Here is a 15605-nt window from a genome sequence, read left to right as displayed (position 1 = left end):
AAATATTATATGAATTAAATTGAAACTGTATGTGAATGCATGACTGCATCTATGTACAGTTTTTTATTTTAAAGCTGGATTATTCAAATAAAAATTATGGAGGAATTTAATATGGAAAATGAAAATTTAAGGCAAAAAGCTGAAAATAAAATAGATGGAGAACATAAGCAATTTAAAGAGAAGGTTCTCAAAATGAAACCAGAAGAAATATACAATATGTCAGGTACTATTATTTTTACTGAAGCTACAATTTATCATTTACAGCAGCTTATGAAAAATGATGAACTCTGTGAACTTATAAATAAAGAGAATGCAACTCTTAATGGTGCCGTAGGTCATATTATTATGAATGTCAGAAAGAAATATGGACAAACGGGAGATTTACCTGTAGAAGAATTTCATAGTCTAATATGGGATTATTATAAAATGGATCACAGTAAAGCAAAGAAAGCTATGGAAACAAAAGAAAAGGTTAAAACTACTTTATCCGAAGTAACTAATATTACTAAAATAAAATCAAAGCCATCAAGTCCAAAGGCAGGAGTTCTTCAAATGTCTTTGTTTGACCTTGGAGGTGAAAATAATGCGTAAAGTTAAACTAGCAGAAATAAAAACATGTAAACTAAAAAAATCATTTTTAATAAAATTTTCAGAGACAAATATAAAGTACTTTATATCTTCTCAAATTATTAATTTTGATAATGATATATTAATGCTCTGTATATATTCAAAATGTGAAGATTCAAGTAAAGTAGAATTGAGTTATAGAGTATTTATAGATAAAACGAAAAAAGACTATATAACTCAGGATTTTACTTCAAAAGAAATAAAGTGGCGTAAAGCTATTCTCTCAAATCTTTTAAACTGGTACTGGGAAGAATATAGTGTCCTAGTAGATAATAAATCAACTCGAAATATATTAAAGTATTTTAATGTCAAAGAAAAACCTCTTTCTGCTGTAGATGACTTTCAAAATGCTGTACTTAAAGAAAAATTAGAAAAAAAGCATGAAATTATTACAAAGAGAATAGATGAAAAAATGAAAATAGTACCTGATTTGCCGGATGATTTTACAGAATGGGTTGACGAAGAAGCCTTAGTTAGAAGCAGATACATTTATTATAAATATAGGAGAACCAATAAGGCAATGGAAGGTTATTGTACTCACTGCGGTAAAAAGGTTTTTGTTAATAAACCCAGACATAATAAAGAAGGAATATGTCCTAGATGTAAAAGCAAAGTAATATATAAGGCAGAAGGAAAATCTAAAAATGTAGAGGATTTTACAAGGACATCTATTATACAGAGAGTTTCTGGAGGTATCATTATAAGATCTTTTAGTGTAAGGAAATTTTACAGAGAGAATTATAAAAAGCCTCAATTAATGATACATGAAGTTTCAAGAGATTTTTATGAGTTTAGTAGTGATAATTCTTTTAACATTAAAACATATGAATGGAGAAATTTTAAGCAAACAGATGTTATGCGTTGGTGTGAAGGTGAAAGTAGTTTAAACTTTGACTATTCTAGAATTTCACTATATAGTAGAAACCTAGATGATGTTTTAAATAATACGATATGGAAATATTCAGAGATTAAGCATTTTGCAACTGTGGAACCAGGGTATACATTTCCTGTGTATTCTTATTTAGGTTTATACACGAAGTATCCATTTATAGAGCAATTAATGAAGCTTAATTTAATACATTTAGTTAAAGATATATTAGGATCATATTATTCTTATGGACGTTGCTGTCAAGGTGAAAATGATGTATTTAATTTCAATGGAAAAAACATAAAAAACATTCTTAAAATAGATAGGAAGTTTTTAAGCCTTCTTCAAAAATTAAATGCAGGTATAAGCGAACTAAAGGTAATAGAGGAGGTTTTTAAGAGAAAAATTAATATTACAAATGAAGAAATATTTTATATTGCGGATAAGTTTTACCGCGAAAAAGATATTTTTGATTTTGCCACAAAGTACTCAATAACTATACACAGGATTATTAAATATATATCGTCTCAGATGCTTAATTATGATGAACATTCGAAAGAAAATGATATTTTCTCAGATTGGGAGGATTATTTAAATAACTGTACTCTTTTAAAATATGATATAAAAAGTGATTCAGTTATATTTCCAAGAAATCTAAAGCAGAAGCATGATGATATATATAAACTTATAAAAAATAATAAAAGGGAGTTGTACGATAAAGCCATAAAAGAAATGTATAATGAACTTTTGGAGAAATTCAAATGGAACTTTGGAGAATATATAATTTTTCCACCTAAAAATGCAGCTGAATTAGTAAAGGAAGGTAATACTTTAGATCACTGCGTTGCAACAAATTATATGTCTCTTATGGCAAGACGGAAAACAGTAATACTATTTTTACGAAAGGAAGATAAAATTGATATGCCATTTTACACTGTAGAAGTTAAAGATAATGAAGTAAAGCAGTGTAGAGGTAAGGGAAACTGCGGTATGACAAATGAAGTTAAAAAGTTTATTGAAGAATTTAAAGATAAAAAATTAAGAAAAACTCTAAATGAGAAAATAGCGTAGGAAGGTGAAGGTAATGACAGGAAAAACACATATAAGTATAGGACTGGCTGCTTCGGCAACTGTCCTTTCAATAAATAGTCAAACAGCGAAATAGAATTACTTTATACTATAGGAAAAAAGGCAGCACTTAAGCTTATTCATACGAAATCAATATTGGATTATGCATTAGGTGTACTAGCTTTTATTTATTTTATATTTACTATGTAAAAAATATTTTAAAATTGCGGTGATAAAAACGAAAAAAAGATGTATAAGAATAGTAGAGACATTTTTAGTCTTTGCTATTCTTTTTTATTTAGCAACAAATTTTTAGGTCAATTTGACTAACAAACTACATGTGGGCAGTTTCTGTCTATGTGTAGTTTTTTATATATAATTTTAAAATTTGAAAGGTGGAATTAAAATGAAATACCTAGATAGGAAAGAAGAATATTTTATAAAAGAACTTTATCCTGCAATTATAAAAAATAATTTAGAGGAAGATGTTAAAAATCAGACTGAAAAATTCATTAGAGATAAATCAAATGAATTTTTAGTAGAACTATCAAATCGAAATAATGCTGAAGAGCTTATAGCAAACATAACTAAAATGATAGTTGATAAATTCATGAAAACTTTCTCTGATCTTGACCGTAGTGGACTCTTTGGCTGTTTTACTTTTGAAAAACCAGAAATGGGCTTTGACGTTATTTACGGAATAGATTTCGAAGAATATAGAATTGTAATCAACGATATTGATGGAGAATTTTATTAATAACAAAAAATAATTAGGGAAGGTGAAAATTTATTATGAACAAAATTATATTAATAGGAAGGTTAACTAAAGATCCAGTGCTAAAATTTACTCCAGGGACAGGAAAAGCTGTAGCACAATTTAATATAGCTGTCGACAGAAAATTCAAAAGAGAAGATCAGCCAGAAGCAGATTTCATTCCTATTGTTGTATGGGGAAAGCAGGCCGAATCTGTTGCAAACTATATGTCAAAAGGAAGACTTATAGGTATTAGTGGGAGAATACAAACTAGATCCTATGATGCTAAGGATGGGACTAAAAGATATGTTACTGAGGTTATTGCAGAAGAAACACAGTTTTTAGATTATGGTTCATCTAATAATGGAAACAAAAACAATCAATACAATACTGGAAATCAAGGAAATTCATCATCAGATAATAATGATATATTACCTATTGATGACGGAGATATTCCATTCTGAGATACAATTTATAAATAATTAAAAATAAATCGTTTGAGATATTAAAGTGTCTTAAGCGATTTATTATGTAAAAGGGGAAAACTATAATGAAAAATTTTATTAAAAAGGTAATAACTTATTTATGTTATATATTTAAAGGAAAAAAGCTGGAGGAATCAATACAGGATTTGAAAAACATTAATAAAGAAATTATAAGTTCAAATGAAGAATTAAAGACTGAAAATAAGAGGCTACAGGATGAACTTCTAAAGATTAAGAATAAAAGTGAAGAAGAGAAAAAAGAACTTAAGGAGGCACAAGAAAGAATTATAAATGAAAATCTTGATTTAAGGTATTTTACAAATGAAGTATTTCCACAAATTCTCAAGGGAAATAAAGGATTTATGGATAAAAAGATTGCTTATGATACCTTTTTAAAAGTTGTAAAGAGAGGTTCGTTTAAAGAGAACAAAAGTGAAATTAATAAAAAACAGCCATCAAAAATAGTTGTAGTTAAGTAGAACTAAAAAAAACTGTATGTGAGCGGATAAAAGCTTATATGCAGTTTTTATTTTATAAAGGGAGGAAAATAATCATGCGATTTTCATGTGATAAAAATACTTTATTAAATAGTTTAGAAGTTGCAACAAGAGCTATTAACGGCAGAAACACTATGAAGGTCTTAACAGGAGTACTTATAGATGTAAAAAATGGGGATGTAACTATAACCGGAAGTGATTTAGACATGACGATTACTTCTAATTTTAAAATCTTAGACTTTGAAAATGGACAGGCTGTTGTTAATAGCAAATTACTTCTTGAATATGTTAAGAAACTAAAGAATGCAAATACAACAGTTTATACAGATATGGGAAAGCTAATTGTTAAGTCTGGCAAATCAAGCTCTGGCTTTATAACAATGAAATACGAAGAGTATCCTAAAAAAGTAATTAATTCAAACGAAACTTGTGTAAATGTACTAGCTTCTGAATTAGCAATAAGTATAAAAGAGGTATTATATGCAACCTCTAAGAATGAAATACGACCAATACTCACTGGAGTTTTATTTGAAATAGAAAATGGAGAATTAAATTTAGTTGCTATAGATGGTTATAGACTATCAATGTCAACTTTGGCTGCTGATTCTGAAAAAAATGTATTTGCTATAATACCAGGAAAGGCACTTAAAGAAGTATTAAAAGTGCTTCCTAAAAATACGGATACTAACAATGATAAGGATATTGATATAAAGCTTAATATATCAAGTAACTTTGCAAAATTTGTTATAGGGGATGTATCTATTGAGATAAGGCTGCTGGAAGGAGATTTTATAAAATACAGCAGTTTAATTGAGGAAAAATTCAGTACAAAACTAGTAGTTAATAAAGAAGACTTAGAGGATGTAATAAGCAGAACTTCAATAATTGATGAAAAATCTAATTTGATTAGGATGAGAATTTCAAAAGAGAGAATAATTATAACTGCTAACAGTAAAATAGGAAATGCTGAAGATGAATTAACAGTAGAAGAACTTCAAGGGGAAGAAATGAATATAGCTTTTAATTCAAAATACTGGCTTGAAATGTTATCAGCAATAAGTACTGAAGACGGTAACATAGAAATTAATTTAAATAGCAATACAAAGCCGGCAATTATTAGGAAAGTAAATGATGATAGCTTCACTGGACTTATTTTACCAATGAGAATTATGGGTGAAGAATTAAAAGAAAGTGCTTAAAAAGCAGAAAAATGATATGACAATTAATATAAAGCTCCTTTAATTGAATAATATAATTTATGCTACCACTTAATTGTGGTAGCTTTTTTATTTTGTTTCAAAATTGTGTGATAAAAACGAAAAAATAATGTATAAGAATAGTAGAGACATTTTTAGTCTTTGCTATTCTTTTCTATTGGCAACAATTATTTAGGTCTATTTATATGACTAACAAACTGTGTATAGGCAGATTCTGCTTGTATGCAGTTTTTTTATATTTAAAATTAAAAAATTTGAAAGGTGGAAGATTTTTATGGAAAACAAAATTGAAAAACTAAGACAGGAACTTTATGTGCTTATACAAAGTAATAAATTAACAGACAGGAATGTAATATTAAAATCACAGCAGCTTCAAAAAGAAATAAACAATTTTATGAAAGAAAATTTAAATGTGAAGTCTTTATGAGAGGGTATATAAGCAGGCAATCTATATGTTTACAGTATAGGAATTACATTGTTGTCTATAGAGATAACATAATGCTCGTAGGCATAGTCATAGACAGATTTATTGTTTGCTTTAAAAGAGTAAAAAAAGCGTTTATAAATTTAAAAGAAGCTTTAAACGCTATGGAATTAGAGCTAAGAGAAAGAAGAAAGTGTTAGATTACATGTCTAGCACTTTTATTTTACATATAAGAAATTGAAAGGAGCTGTTTAGGTTGAGTAAAAGAGAGGATTTTGACAATAATCCTAGACTTAGTATTTTAAATGTTGCGGATAAATGCAGAATATTATACAGGTCGGAGGGGAAGAGATTTACGAGTGTTTGTCCATTCTGTGGTGCTTCACTAGGGCACTTTTATTTAACTCCTGATGATGGTAAATACAAGAATGTTTACCGCTGTGTAAAATGTGGAGAACATGGTTCGGCTATTACACTTTATTCAAAACTTCATAATTGCAGTACTAAAGATGCTTATAAGGAATTAATGGGATTTGAAGTAAATTCATCTACAGTTGATTTTATGAAGGAAGCTAAAAAGGCTGCTAGTGTAAATTTATATCCTATAGCATCTATTGAGGTTAGAAACAAGGTATATAGAAATTTAATTAGAAAATTATCATTGTCCGAAAAACACTATTTAAATCTTAGAAATAGAGGACTTTCAGGGAAAAATATTATTGAAAATGGTTATAAAACATTGCCATTTGACAAGAAACTAAAAAATAAAATATGCAGGGAACTTATAAATTCTGGTTTTACATTATCTGGGATACCAGGATTTTATACTGATAAATATAATAATTGGACTTTCTGGACACCAAAAGAAGGAGGATTTTTAGTACCAGTAATAAATTCAATTGGACAAGTCCAAGGTTGTCAGATAAGAAAGGATGCAGTTAAGAAGAAATACCCTTGGTTTTCGTCAAGTAGAATGGAATGTGGCACTCAGAGTAATGGATTTATTCATGTTCACTGGAATAAAAGTCACTCTTCTGAAAAGGTAGTAATTACAGAGGGTGCTTTAAAAGCTACGGTAGCAAGTATTTTTTCAGATGTAACCTTTGTTGCAGTACCAGGAGTAAATTCTATTAATTATTTACCAGAAGTTTTAAAACTATTGAAAGCACAAAAAATTTTCATTGCTTATGATATGGATTATAAAAAAAATGAAGCTGTACAGAAAGCATTAAATAAACTTAAATGGACTTTAAGAGTTAATAGATATAATTATACTCAAAGTATCTGGAATGATGAATTTAAAGGAATTGATGATTATATGCTACACATTGTTAAAAGCAAAAATAAAAAATTGGTGATGTAAAAGACGATACAAAAATATTGAATAAAGTTATCATATATGATAACATGATAGAAGGAGAAAGAATGGATTGGCAGATTGAATATTATAAAAAGAAAAATGGGAATATACCAGTATTGGAGTTTTTACTAAAGCTTAATCCTAAAATTAGAGTAAAAGCGTATAACGAAATAAGATTATTAAGGGAATATGGAATATATTTAAAAGAACCTTATGTAAAATCAATAAAAGGTGAAAAATATAAAGGAATATATGAATTAAGAATTAATCAAGGAAATGATACTTCAAGAATATTTTATTTTACTTATAATAAAAATATTTTTATTATGTTAAATGGTTTTATTAAAAAGACTAATAAAACCCCAAAAGCAGAACTTGAAAAAGCAAAAAAGTATAAAATAGATTATGAAGAGAGGTGTAAATCATGAGTAAAGCTGGTGCAAGTTTTTCAGAAATTGAAAAAAGACTCATGGAAGATGAAAAATTCAAAGAAGAATATGAAAAAGCAAAACCTCGCTATGAGCTTGTTTCTTCAATTATACGAGCTAGGATTGAACAGAATTTAACGCAAGAAGAGTTAGCTTTACGTGTTGGCACTAGAAAATCTAATATAAGTAGACTTGAAAGCGGGAATTATAATCCATCACTTGATTTTGCAAATAAAATAGCGAAGGGATTAGGAAAAGAACTTTATATAGAATTAAGATAAAATTTTTAAATTAGAGCTGTTTGTAAATTATTACAGGCAGCTTTTTATTTTACAAAGAGGGAGGAAATAAAAATGACTTTAATTAGTTCAAAAACTATTAAGTGATATAATGTAAATGAAAATGTTAATTAATAGAATTTTATTAAAATAACAATGTTAATTTTAAAATATTTAAAAATCGGTAAACAAATCTTTTATAGTAGTATCTTCATAAAGACAAATTTATGTAGGGTTTATTGATGAGTTTATGATTAATACGTTATCAATATAAAAAGATAAAGGAGGATATATGAGATGTCACTTGTAAAGGCAAATGAAATACAAATCGAATATGAAATTTTTGGGAAGAACACCAATCCTACTATAGTGCTTATTGCAGGAAATGGTGCTCAGCTTAATTTTTGGGAATTAGATTTTTGTGAAATGCTTGCACAAAATAATTTACAAGTTATACGTTTTGATAACCGCGATGCGGGATTGTCTACAAAATTTGATGCCGCTGGTATTCCTGATATGAGTAAAATATATCAGGCAGCAAAAGATGGAAAACCAATTAAGACGGCATATACATTAGAAGATATGTCCGATGATGTGGTTGGTTTACTCGATACACTAGGAATAAAGAAGGCTCACATCTGTGGTGCTTCTATGGGAGGTACAATTGCACAGGTTTTTGCCTATAGGCATCCTTCGCGCATATGTAGTTTGATTTCTATTATGTCATCTACAGGTAATCCGAATAATCCACAAATATCACCAGAAACATTGAAAATTGTTACGGCAACTCCACCAAATGGGCGAGATGCATATATTGATTACACTTTATGTATGTGGAAAAATCTTTGGAGTAAAGGGTTCCCTTTTGAAGAAGAACGTGCAATACGGTATATTGAAGAAAGCTATGATCGCTCTTATTATCCACAAGGAGCTGTACGCCAAAATGCGGCATTAGTTGCTAATGGAGATAGGAGACAACATCTTTCACTATTAACAATTCCAACACTGGTGATTCATGGAACTGCAGATCCATTGTTTCCTGTTGAAGCAGGGAAAGATACAGCACGTACGATACCCAATGCTAAATTACTTTTGATTAAAGGAATGGGACATGACATGCCTAAAGGAACGTGGAAGTGCATAGTCAAAGCTATTGCTAGCCTAGTAAATGACACATCTCATTAATGTTAATGAGAAAATATGCAATCATATTTATTATGTGCGCAAAAGTGGATTGATTATTATAGAAAATTTCAAGTTATAGGTAAATTATTTTATATTTCTCCTACAAGACGTATCTATCGTTGATGCGCCTTTTTTTGTTTATGTTAAATGTAATGTAATAGTTTTTGATTTGCCCCTGATAACACTGGCGCTGGTATTGCTTCTGATAATGGGTATTTTTTATTTATTATACTCGCTGTAATTATTGACAAAATAAACAATTGTAGTAATGTAATGGTATAAATAATGTAAGGATGTGATAATATGTCAAAAGTACTTTTCTTGAATATGCCTGCCCATGGGCATGTTAATCCGACCCTAGGAATTGTGTCTGAATTAGTGAAACACGGTGAAAATGTAACCTATTTCTGTACTAATGAATTTAGAAGCAAAATTGAACAAGCCGGTGCTAATTTTAAAAGCTATAACGAAAAAACAAATCCATTGACCCAAAAACAAAACATTAATATTAAACCCAATCTTAAGTATTATTTAAATCATTTATCTGAAATAATAAAATCAATCGATGTTATTATTTCAGATATTTTGGAGCAAATTAAAGGTATAAAATATGATTATATTGTTTATGGATCTATGTTTCCAGTTGGGAAAATTATTGCTCAAATATTAAAAGTACCGTCTGTTGCTTCCTTTGCAGTATTCGCTACTGCTAAAGAATTGGTTGAACAAAGGAGAGAGTTAATCGATGTAAATGAATTGAAAAATCATCCAGTTAATAATGTCTATAAAGATGTTTCGCAGCAATTAAAAATAAAATATGATGTAGATTTGCCAGATAATATATTTGAGTTATTTTTTAATAAAGGTGATATAAATATTGCGTATACTTCTAAATATTTTGTTGCACATACAGAATATTATGATGATAGTTTCAAATTTATAGGGCCACCTATATATGACAGAAAAGAAAATATAAATTTTCCATTTGAAAAATTAGAAGGTAAAAAAGTTGCTTATATTTCATTAGGCACAGTTTTTAATAATACTGACAATAAACTTTATGATGTTTTCTTTAAAACCTTCGCTAATACAGATTTCACTGTGGTTATGTCAGCATATAATTTAGATCTGTCTAAGTTTGATATACCAGATAATTTTATTGTAAGAAATTATGTACCACAATCAAAAATTTTAAAATATACTGATGTAGCAATAACTCATGCTGGTATGAATAGTACTAGTGACTTAATATATAATAATGTACCTTTTGTAGCAATACCTATTGGAGCAGATCAACCATATATGGCAGGTAGGGCTGCAGAGCTTAAAGCTACCATTTCTCTTGACAAAGATAAGCTTACACCTAAAATACTAAAAAGTTCGGTTGAAAAAGTTTTATACGATTCTAGTTATCTTAAAAACATAAAAAAAATAAGTAATTCTTTTAAGAAAACGGGTGGTTATAAAAAAGCAGTTGAAGAAATTTTTAAATTGAAAAAATTAAACGATATTTTAAATTAGTAATATAAATTAAACATATGTTTTATTGTAAGATTTATGTTACAGTACAAGCAGCTACAGAATAAACCCTGTAGCTGTAAGATTTCATATTTTTTAAGAGTAGAGTAAATACAACTATATTTTTATATTTTTCGGTTTTTTATCATATTCATGTTAATGCAAATCAATTTTTTATCAAGCCTATCTTTATATTTTGAGAGTTAAATTTGCACCTTAACTCTTTAAAAATTCTTTTTATTAGTATTAGCTTTTTTATACGTGGTGAATTAATACAAGCTTGTTCTAGTGCTAGAAATCATTCATTTTTAGCAATTTCATTAAATAAGTAGCACTTGATCAACGCTAGCTCTACTGAAATCAGATATAGTTTTGCTACTTCATCATATATAAAATTAAAATCTATGATTTTATCTATTTTTCTCAATGAATGATCTTTTGTAACTATATCTTCTAAGATATTTAATTCAACTTTTTGATTATTTAGGGTAATATTCTATTTACACCATTTATTATTTTACATTAGAGAGAAATAAGGCTGTGCATTAGCGATTTTTTTAATTGCTAATGCGGTCTCTTTCTAAGATTTTTTATAGTTAATTAAAATATTATCAGTTATAAAATTCACAAAAATACAATTTTAAAATTGTATAGTACTGTCAAAATAGTTGAATTAGCTACAAAAAATGAAGAAATATAATAAAAACACGTATTTTAATAATGAGAAATGTAATTATAAAAAGTATATATTAGATAATCAACTGCTATATAGAAATATGCTCGGCAGTTACTATTTAATAAATGGAAAACTTTTGATATAATGTACGTAAAAATAGTAATTTACATTAAGCATTTATTGAGAAATAATATTTTTTATAGCATTAATATTGTATAAGTAATGTAAATAATTACATTACTTATACAATTAAAAGTTATAACATTGTAACAATATCTCAATAATACAATTTTAAAAATAAGTTTAGGTGAAATAATACATTTTACTTAAAAACAAGAAAAGGTTATCTATAAAATAAATTAAATATTTGAAACAACTTAATAACATTAAAGGAGGTGATGATTAAGTAATACTCAAATAATTATACAAGATATTTATAGAGGAGGAGAAAAAATGAAAACATCAAAAAAATTTTGCAGTTATTTGGCTTTGTTTGTAGCCACACTATTAATTTTTGTTAATTGCAAGAGTAGTGCTTTTGCAATGAATAAAGCTGTTAGCAAAAATAGTACAGATTCATTTAAACAAGTAATTGAATTTGAAAATCAAAAACATTTTTCACAAGATAATGGAAATGGAGTAAGAAACGATCAATTCAAAGGTTACTCTGGAAGTGGTTATGTATATCTTACATCAGGCTGGGCAGATGTTAATTTTACAGTTCCTAGCGATGGTAAATACAAAATAACTATAGTTACAAATTCAGATCAATATAAAGAAAACTGGCTTTATTTAGATAGTAATTCAGCTGGCAAACTTTCTACTAATGCAAACACTTGGAATCAAACTACTAATGAATATACTCTTACAAAGGGACAACACAAATTTGGAGTATCATCTAACTGGGGATACGTAGCATTAGATTATGTATCAGTTGAAAAAGTTGCTGATAATCCTACTGATCCAACTAAACCTGTAAGTGGTGGGCTTTATGTAAATGGTACTACTTTATATGATGGAAAGGGAAACCCATTTCTATTTAGGGGTGTAAGTGTTGCACATGCATGGTTTCCTTCATACACTCAAACTTCTATTAATGCTACAGCAAAACTTGGAGCAAACAGTGTAAGAGTAGTATTAGCTGATGGTTTCCAATGGACTAAAACTTCTGCTGATGAAGTTAAAAATATTATTTCATGGTGCAGACAAAATAATTTAGTTTGTATCCTTGAGGTACACGATCACACTGGTCATAATGATCCACAAGAATTATATACAGCAGCTGATTATTGGATAGGATTAAAGGATATTTTAAATGCTAATAAAGATTATGTTGTAGTGAACATTGCTAATGAATGGCTTGGAGATTGGAATCAATCTAATATTTGGGCTAGCACTTACTGCGCTGCAATTAAGAAAATGAGAGATGCAGGAATTCAAAACGTATTCATGGTTGATGCTCCAGGCTATGGTCAACAAACTGATCCACTTATTGCAAACTGTACAACAGTAAAAAACGCAGATAGAACAGGAAATACTATATTTTCTATTCATATGTACTCAGTAGCAGGTAAAGATGCGGCAACAGTGAAGAGTAATATTGATAATATGCTTGGGAAAGGTGTTTGCACGGTTATAGGTGAATTTGGAGATTATCAAAATGGTGGAGTTGTAGATGCTTCAACAATAATGAGCTACTGTGCACAAAAACAGGTTGGAACAATGGCTTGGTCATGGAAAGGAAATGGTGGACAAGATGCAAATCTTGATTTATCAAATGATTGGGCAGGAACTAACTTAACTGATTGGGGTAAATTTGTATTCTGTAGTAATTACGGAATTCAAAAAACATCAAAATTAGCATACTCAGGTAGTGGATACAGTGGCCCAACAAATCCAACTGATCCAGTTACACCACCAACAAATCCAACAAATCCGAGTAATCCGGTTACTCCGCCACAAACAGATGATGAATCAATAAATAATATTAAACCGGGATATTTAAAAAGTTTAGCTACACCTTGGTATGTATCTAGCAAAGGAGATGATACTACATCCTCTGTATCTTCAATTAAAAAATTAAGTAACGGTGGTTACCGTTTATCCTTTGATCTAGCAACAGATCCATATCCATATTTAGTTAACATGGCAAAAGGCTTAGATTTTTCTAAAAATTCTAAAGTTAATGTAGTTATAAGAAATAATAATGCATACGCTGTTCAATTGCAACCAATATTCAAAGCTGGAGATAACTGGGCATGGACAGAATACGATAAATATCAAGAAATACCAGCGCTTACAACAGTAAAACTTTCTTTTGATATGTCAACTTGTGCAGAAAGAAATGATGTAAATGCACTTTTATTCAGAATTCAAGGGGCAGGTAGTAAATTTGCTGGAAGTGTAGATTTCTTATCAGTTGATACTGATTTAGCAGCTGATGCCTATAGTGCAGATATTGCTGAGCTTAATCGTCCAAAATCAGCTTCATACTTCACATGGAGTTATCCAGAAGCTTCATTTAAAGATCAAACGACAAGTACAAGTTGTAGTTCGGATGGAGTTCTTGGAATTGATTTTAAGAATGTAACTTCAAAGGATGCAGCAGGTATTCAGACAGAAACAAAACCAGGACTAGGAAAAGGACTTGATTGTTCACCTTATAAAACTGTTACTTGTACAATTACAAATAACAGTTCAACAGATGTTTCAATGTCACTTTTATTAAGAACAACTAGCAACTGGACATGGCAAGAAAATTGCGGTACTGTCAATGGCAAATCAGGTAATGGTCTTATTCCAGCAGGAAAAAGTGTTAAAGTAACTTATATTTTAACTGATTCAGCTTGGAAATCAATACTTTCTAACTGGAATTATACTGGAAAATTACAAAATCCAGAAGATGTACGTGCAATTGCATTTAAAATATGGTCAGACAATGCTGCCGGAGCATACGGAAAAGTAACAATTTCAAATTTTGCTTTCAATTTCTAATATACTGAATTTTTAATACATTTGGCATGTGAAAATATTTTAAGGGCTTTCCGTGATAAAATTACATCATAGAAGGCCTTCTTTTTATTATAGAAAAAAATTATTTTAATTATATATATTGTTACTTTAACGTACTATATCATATTAACATAATAATGTGAAAACTTAATGTAAAAATAAGCATATTTAATAGCAAAAAATTGTAATTTAGCTAACAATATTTATATATTACGAATTAACTTTGGTTTAAATTATTATTTATAAAAAGTATATACAACAATATTATTTTAAATAAGTATATTTTGCTTGCAAATAGGACAGATGTTATTTTGAACTTAATTATTTGTATTTTGGTTGATATAGTTATTGCTATTTTTGATATTAAATTTTTGTTCATGTTTTTTTAAGTAAATCTAGTTTTGGTAAAAAATTAATTGTATATAAACTGGATGTCATAAAGGATGATTATAGTATACTGGATAGAGATAAAATGTAGCTAATATTGAGGTAAGAAATAAAGTGCTGTTATTTGCTTTTTCAATTATATCTCCAATGGTAGTTTACTATTATATGAGTAAGTACATATGTTTTTTATATCTATGTATTAATCAATAGATATAACTTTTAAAAGCAGGAGTAAAAAATTTCTGGAAAGTAAAAATAAATATAGAATATAGCTAGATTCGTAGTCTATGTATACTATGAAAGGCTAAATAGTAGGTATAGGAATTAATATTAAATATTATTTTTAAATTTAAAGATTATAATGTTATAACATTATATTGACAAGTTGTAGATATTAATATAAAATATAATTGTAAACATTATCATAATGCTTATAAAAATAGAGAAAAGAGGTGATATTATGAATATTTATTTGTTTTGCAATGCAGGAATGTCAACTTCTGTATTAGTTGCAAAAATGCAGATTGCAGCAGCTCAAAAAAGTATAGATGCAAAAATAGAAGCTTTTTCAGTTGAGGTTCTTGAAGACAAATTAGACGAAGCAGATGTTATACTTGTTGGACCACAAATCAGACATATGATGCCTAACATTAAAAAAACTGTTGGAGATAAATGCCCAGTAGATGTAATCGACATGAGAAATTATGGAATGATAAATGGAGAAGGAGTACTACAGCAAGCTTTAGATTTAATAAAAAAATAAGTAACAAAAAAAACAGCATACTAAATTTCTATTGTATGTTCAAAATATAATAAAAATT

The 15605-nt window shown here is 28.5% G+C and carries 15 protein-coding genes; all 15 read left to right on the top strand.

All coding sequences use genetic code 11. The features are described from left to right. Positions 1-111: 111 nt before the first annotated feature. The 15 genes from BEE63_RS20045 (at position 112) to BEE63_RS19980 (ending at position 15547) form a co-directional block, all read left to right on the top strand. Complete coding sequence (locus tag BEE63_RS20045) at positions 112-591, top strand: Cas9 inhibitor AcrIIA9 family protein (protein ID WP_066023073.1); 480 nt, start codon at positions 112-114, stop codon at positions 589-591. After that, on the top strand, positions 584-2566 hold the full coding sequence (locus BEE63_RS20040) for a PcfJ domain-containing protein (RefSeq protein WP_066023072.1): 1983 nt from the start codon (positions 584-586) through the stop codon (positions 2564-2566). The genes BEE63_RS20045 and BEE63_RS20040 overlap by 8 nt, the downstream gene beginning before the upstream one ends. A 403-nt stretch (positions 2567-2969) precedes the next feature. Beyond that, complete coding sequence (locus BEE63_RS20035) at positions 2970-3320, top strand: hypothetical protein (RefSeq protein WP_066023071.1); 351 nt, start codon at positions 2970-2972, stop codon at positions 3318-3320. 35 nt (positions 3321-3355) lie between these two features. Continuing rightward, a complete protein-coding gene (locus BEE63_RS20030; protein ID WP_066023070.1) occupies positions 3356-3781 on the top strand; it encodes a single-stranded DNA-binding protein in 426 nt (141 codons plus the stop codon). An 86-nt stretch (positions 3782-3867) separates the two neighbouring features. Beyond that, positions 3868-4281 (top strand): hypothetical protein, encoded by a 414-nt coding sequence (locus BEE63_RS20025; RefSeq protein ID WP_066023069.1) that lies wholly within the window; start codon positions 3868-3870, stop codon positions 4279-4281. A 74-nt stretch (positions 4282-4355) separates the two neighbouring features. Beyond that, positions 4356-5498: a DNA polymerase III subunit beta gene (dnaN, locus tag BEE63_RS20020; protein WP_066023068.1), complete on the top strand. Its 1143-nt coding sequence runs from the start codon at positions 4356-4358 to the stop codon at positions 5496-5498. A 292-nt stretch (positions 5499-5790) separates the two neighbouring features. Continuing rightward, positions 5791-5943, top strand: coding sequence for an aspartyl-phosphate phosphatase Spo0E family protein (locus BEE63_RS21300; protein ID WP_081312626.1), 153 nt, complete (start codon positions 5791-5793; stop codon positions 5941-5943). Next, positions 5940-6140: a hypothetical protein gene (locus tag BEE63_RS20015; protein ID WP_066023067.1), complete on the top strand. Its 201-nt coding sequence runs from the start codon at positions 5940-5942 to the stop codon at positions 6138-6140. The genes BEE63_RS21300 and BEE63_RS20015 overlap by 4 nt, the downstream gene beginning before the upstream one ends. A gap of 56 nt (positions 6141-6196) precedes the next feature. Beyond that, complete coding sequence (locus BEE63_RS20010) at positions 6197-7303, top strand: DUF3854 domain-containing protein (protein ID WP_066023066.1); 1107 nt, start codon at positions 6197-6199, stop codon at positions 7301-7303. A 17-nt stretch (positions 7304-7320) separates the two neighbouring features. Then, the gene (locus BEE63_RS20005; protein WP_347464697.1) at positions 7321-7728 is read left to right on the top strand and encodes a type II toxin-antitoxin system RelE/ParE family toxin; all 408 of its coding nucleotides are present in this window, start codon (positions 7321-7323) and stop codon (positions 7726-7728) included. After that, the gene (locus tag BEE63_RS20000) at positions 7725-8009 is read left to right on the top strand and encodes a helix-turn-helix transcriptional regulator (protein WP_066023064.1); all 285 of its coding nucleotides are present in this window, start codon (positions 7725-7727) and stop codon (positions 8007-8009) included. Before BEE63_RS20005 ends, BEE63_RS20000 begins: the two co-directional genes overlap by 4 nt. Positions 8010-8303: 294 nt before the next feature. Continuing rightward, positions 8304-9191 (top strand): alpha/beta fold hydrolase, encoded by an 888-nt coding sequence (locus BEE63_RS19995; RefSeq protein ID WP_066023063.1) that lies wholly within the window; start codon positions 8304-8306, stop codon positions 9189-9191. 303 nt (positions 9192-9494) lie between these two features. Further along, a complete protein-coding gene (locus tag BEE63_RS19990) occupies positions 9495-10712 on the top strand; it encodes a macrolide family glycosyltransferase (RefSeq protein ID WP_066023062.1) in 1218 nt (405 codons plus the stop codon). A gap of 1126 nt (positions 10713-11838) precedes the next feature. After that, positions 11839-14379 (top strand): cellulase family glycosylhydrolase, encoded by a 2541-nt coding sequence (locus tag BEE63_RS19985; protein ID WP_066023061.1) that lies wholly within the window; start codon positions 11839-11841, stop codon positions 14377-14379. Between the two features lie 865 nt (positions 14380-15244). Next, complete coding sequence (locus BEE63_RS19980) at positions 15245-15547, top strand: PTS sugar transporter subunit IIB (protein ID WP_066023060.1); 303 nt, start codon at positions 15245-15247, stop codon at positions 15545-15547. The last annotated feature ends 58 nt before the right edge of the window (positions 15548-15605 follow it).

It is taken from the genome of Clostridium pasteurianum, assembly GCF_001705235.1.
Taxonomy (GTDB): Bacteria; Bacillota; Clostridia; order Clostridiales; family Clostridiaceae; genus Clostridium_S; species Clostridium_S pasteurianum_A.
The sequence above is the reverse complement of the archived record's forward strand: the minus strand, read 5'-3'. Positions and strand labels throughout refer to the sequence as shown.

Excerpts from the sequence above, each read along its gene's own strand:
- BEE63_RS20045 (WP_066023073.1), top strand. The coding sequence starts at position 112 with ATGGAAAATGAAAATTTAAGGCAAAAAGCTGAAAATAAAATAGATGGA.
- BEE63_RS20040 (WP_066023072.1), top strand. The coding sequence starts at position 584 with ATGCGTAAAGTTAAACTAGCAGAAATAAAAACATGTAAACTAAAAAAA.
- BEE63_RS20035 (WP_066023071.1), top strand. The coding sequence starts at position 2,970 with ATGAAATACCTAGATAGGAAAGAAGAATATTTTATAAAAGAACTTTAT.
- BEE63_RS20030 (WP_066023070.1), top strand. The coding sequence starts at position 3,356 with ATGAACAAAATTATATTAATAGGAAGGTTAACTAAAGATCCAGTGCTA.
- BEE63_RS20025 (WP_066023069.1), top strand. The coding sequence starts at position 3,868 with ATGAAAAATTTTATTAAAAAGGTAATAACTTATTTATGTTATATATTT.
- dnaN (WP_066023068.1), top strand. The coding sequence starts at position 4,356 with ATGCGATTTTCATGTGATAAAAATACTTTATTAAATAGTTTAGAAGTT.
- BEE63_RS21300 (WP_081312626.1), top strand. The coding sequence starts at position 5,791 with ATGGAAAACAAAATTGAAAAACTAAGACAGGAACTTTATGTGCTTATA.
- BEE63_RS20015 (WP_066023067.1), top strand. The coding sequence starts at position 5,940 with ATGAGAGGGTATATAAGCAGGCAATCTATATGTTTACAGTATAGGAAT.
- BEE63_RS20000 (WP_066023064.1), top strand. The coding sequence starts at position 7,725 with ATGAGTAAAGCTGGTGCAAGTTTTTCAGAAATTGAAAAAAGACTCATG.
- BEE63_RS19995 (WP_066023063.1), top strand. The coding sequence starts at position 8,304 with ATGTCACTTGTAAAGGCAAATGAAATACAAATCGAATATGAAATTTTT.
- BEE63_RS19990 (WP_066023062.1), top strand. The coding sequence starts at position 9,495 with ATGTCAAAAGTACTTTTCTTGAATATGCCTGCCCATGGGCATGTTAAT.
- BEE63_RS19985 (WP_066023061.1), top strand. The coding sequence starts at position 11,839 with ATGAAAACATCAAAAAAATTTTGCAGTTATTTGGCTTTGTTTGTAGCC.
- BEE63_RS19980 (WP_066023060.1), top strand. The coding sequence starts at position 15,245 with ATGAATATTTATTTGTTTTGCAATGCAGGAATGTCAACTTCTGTATTA.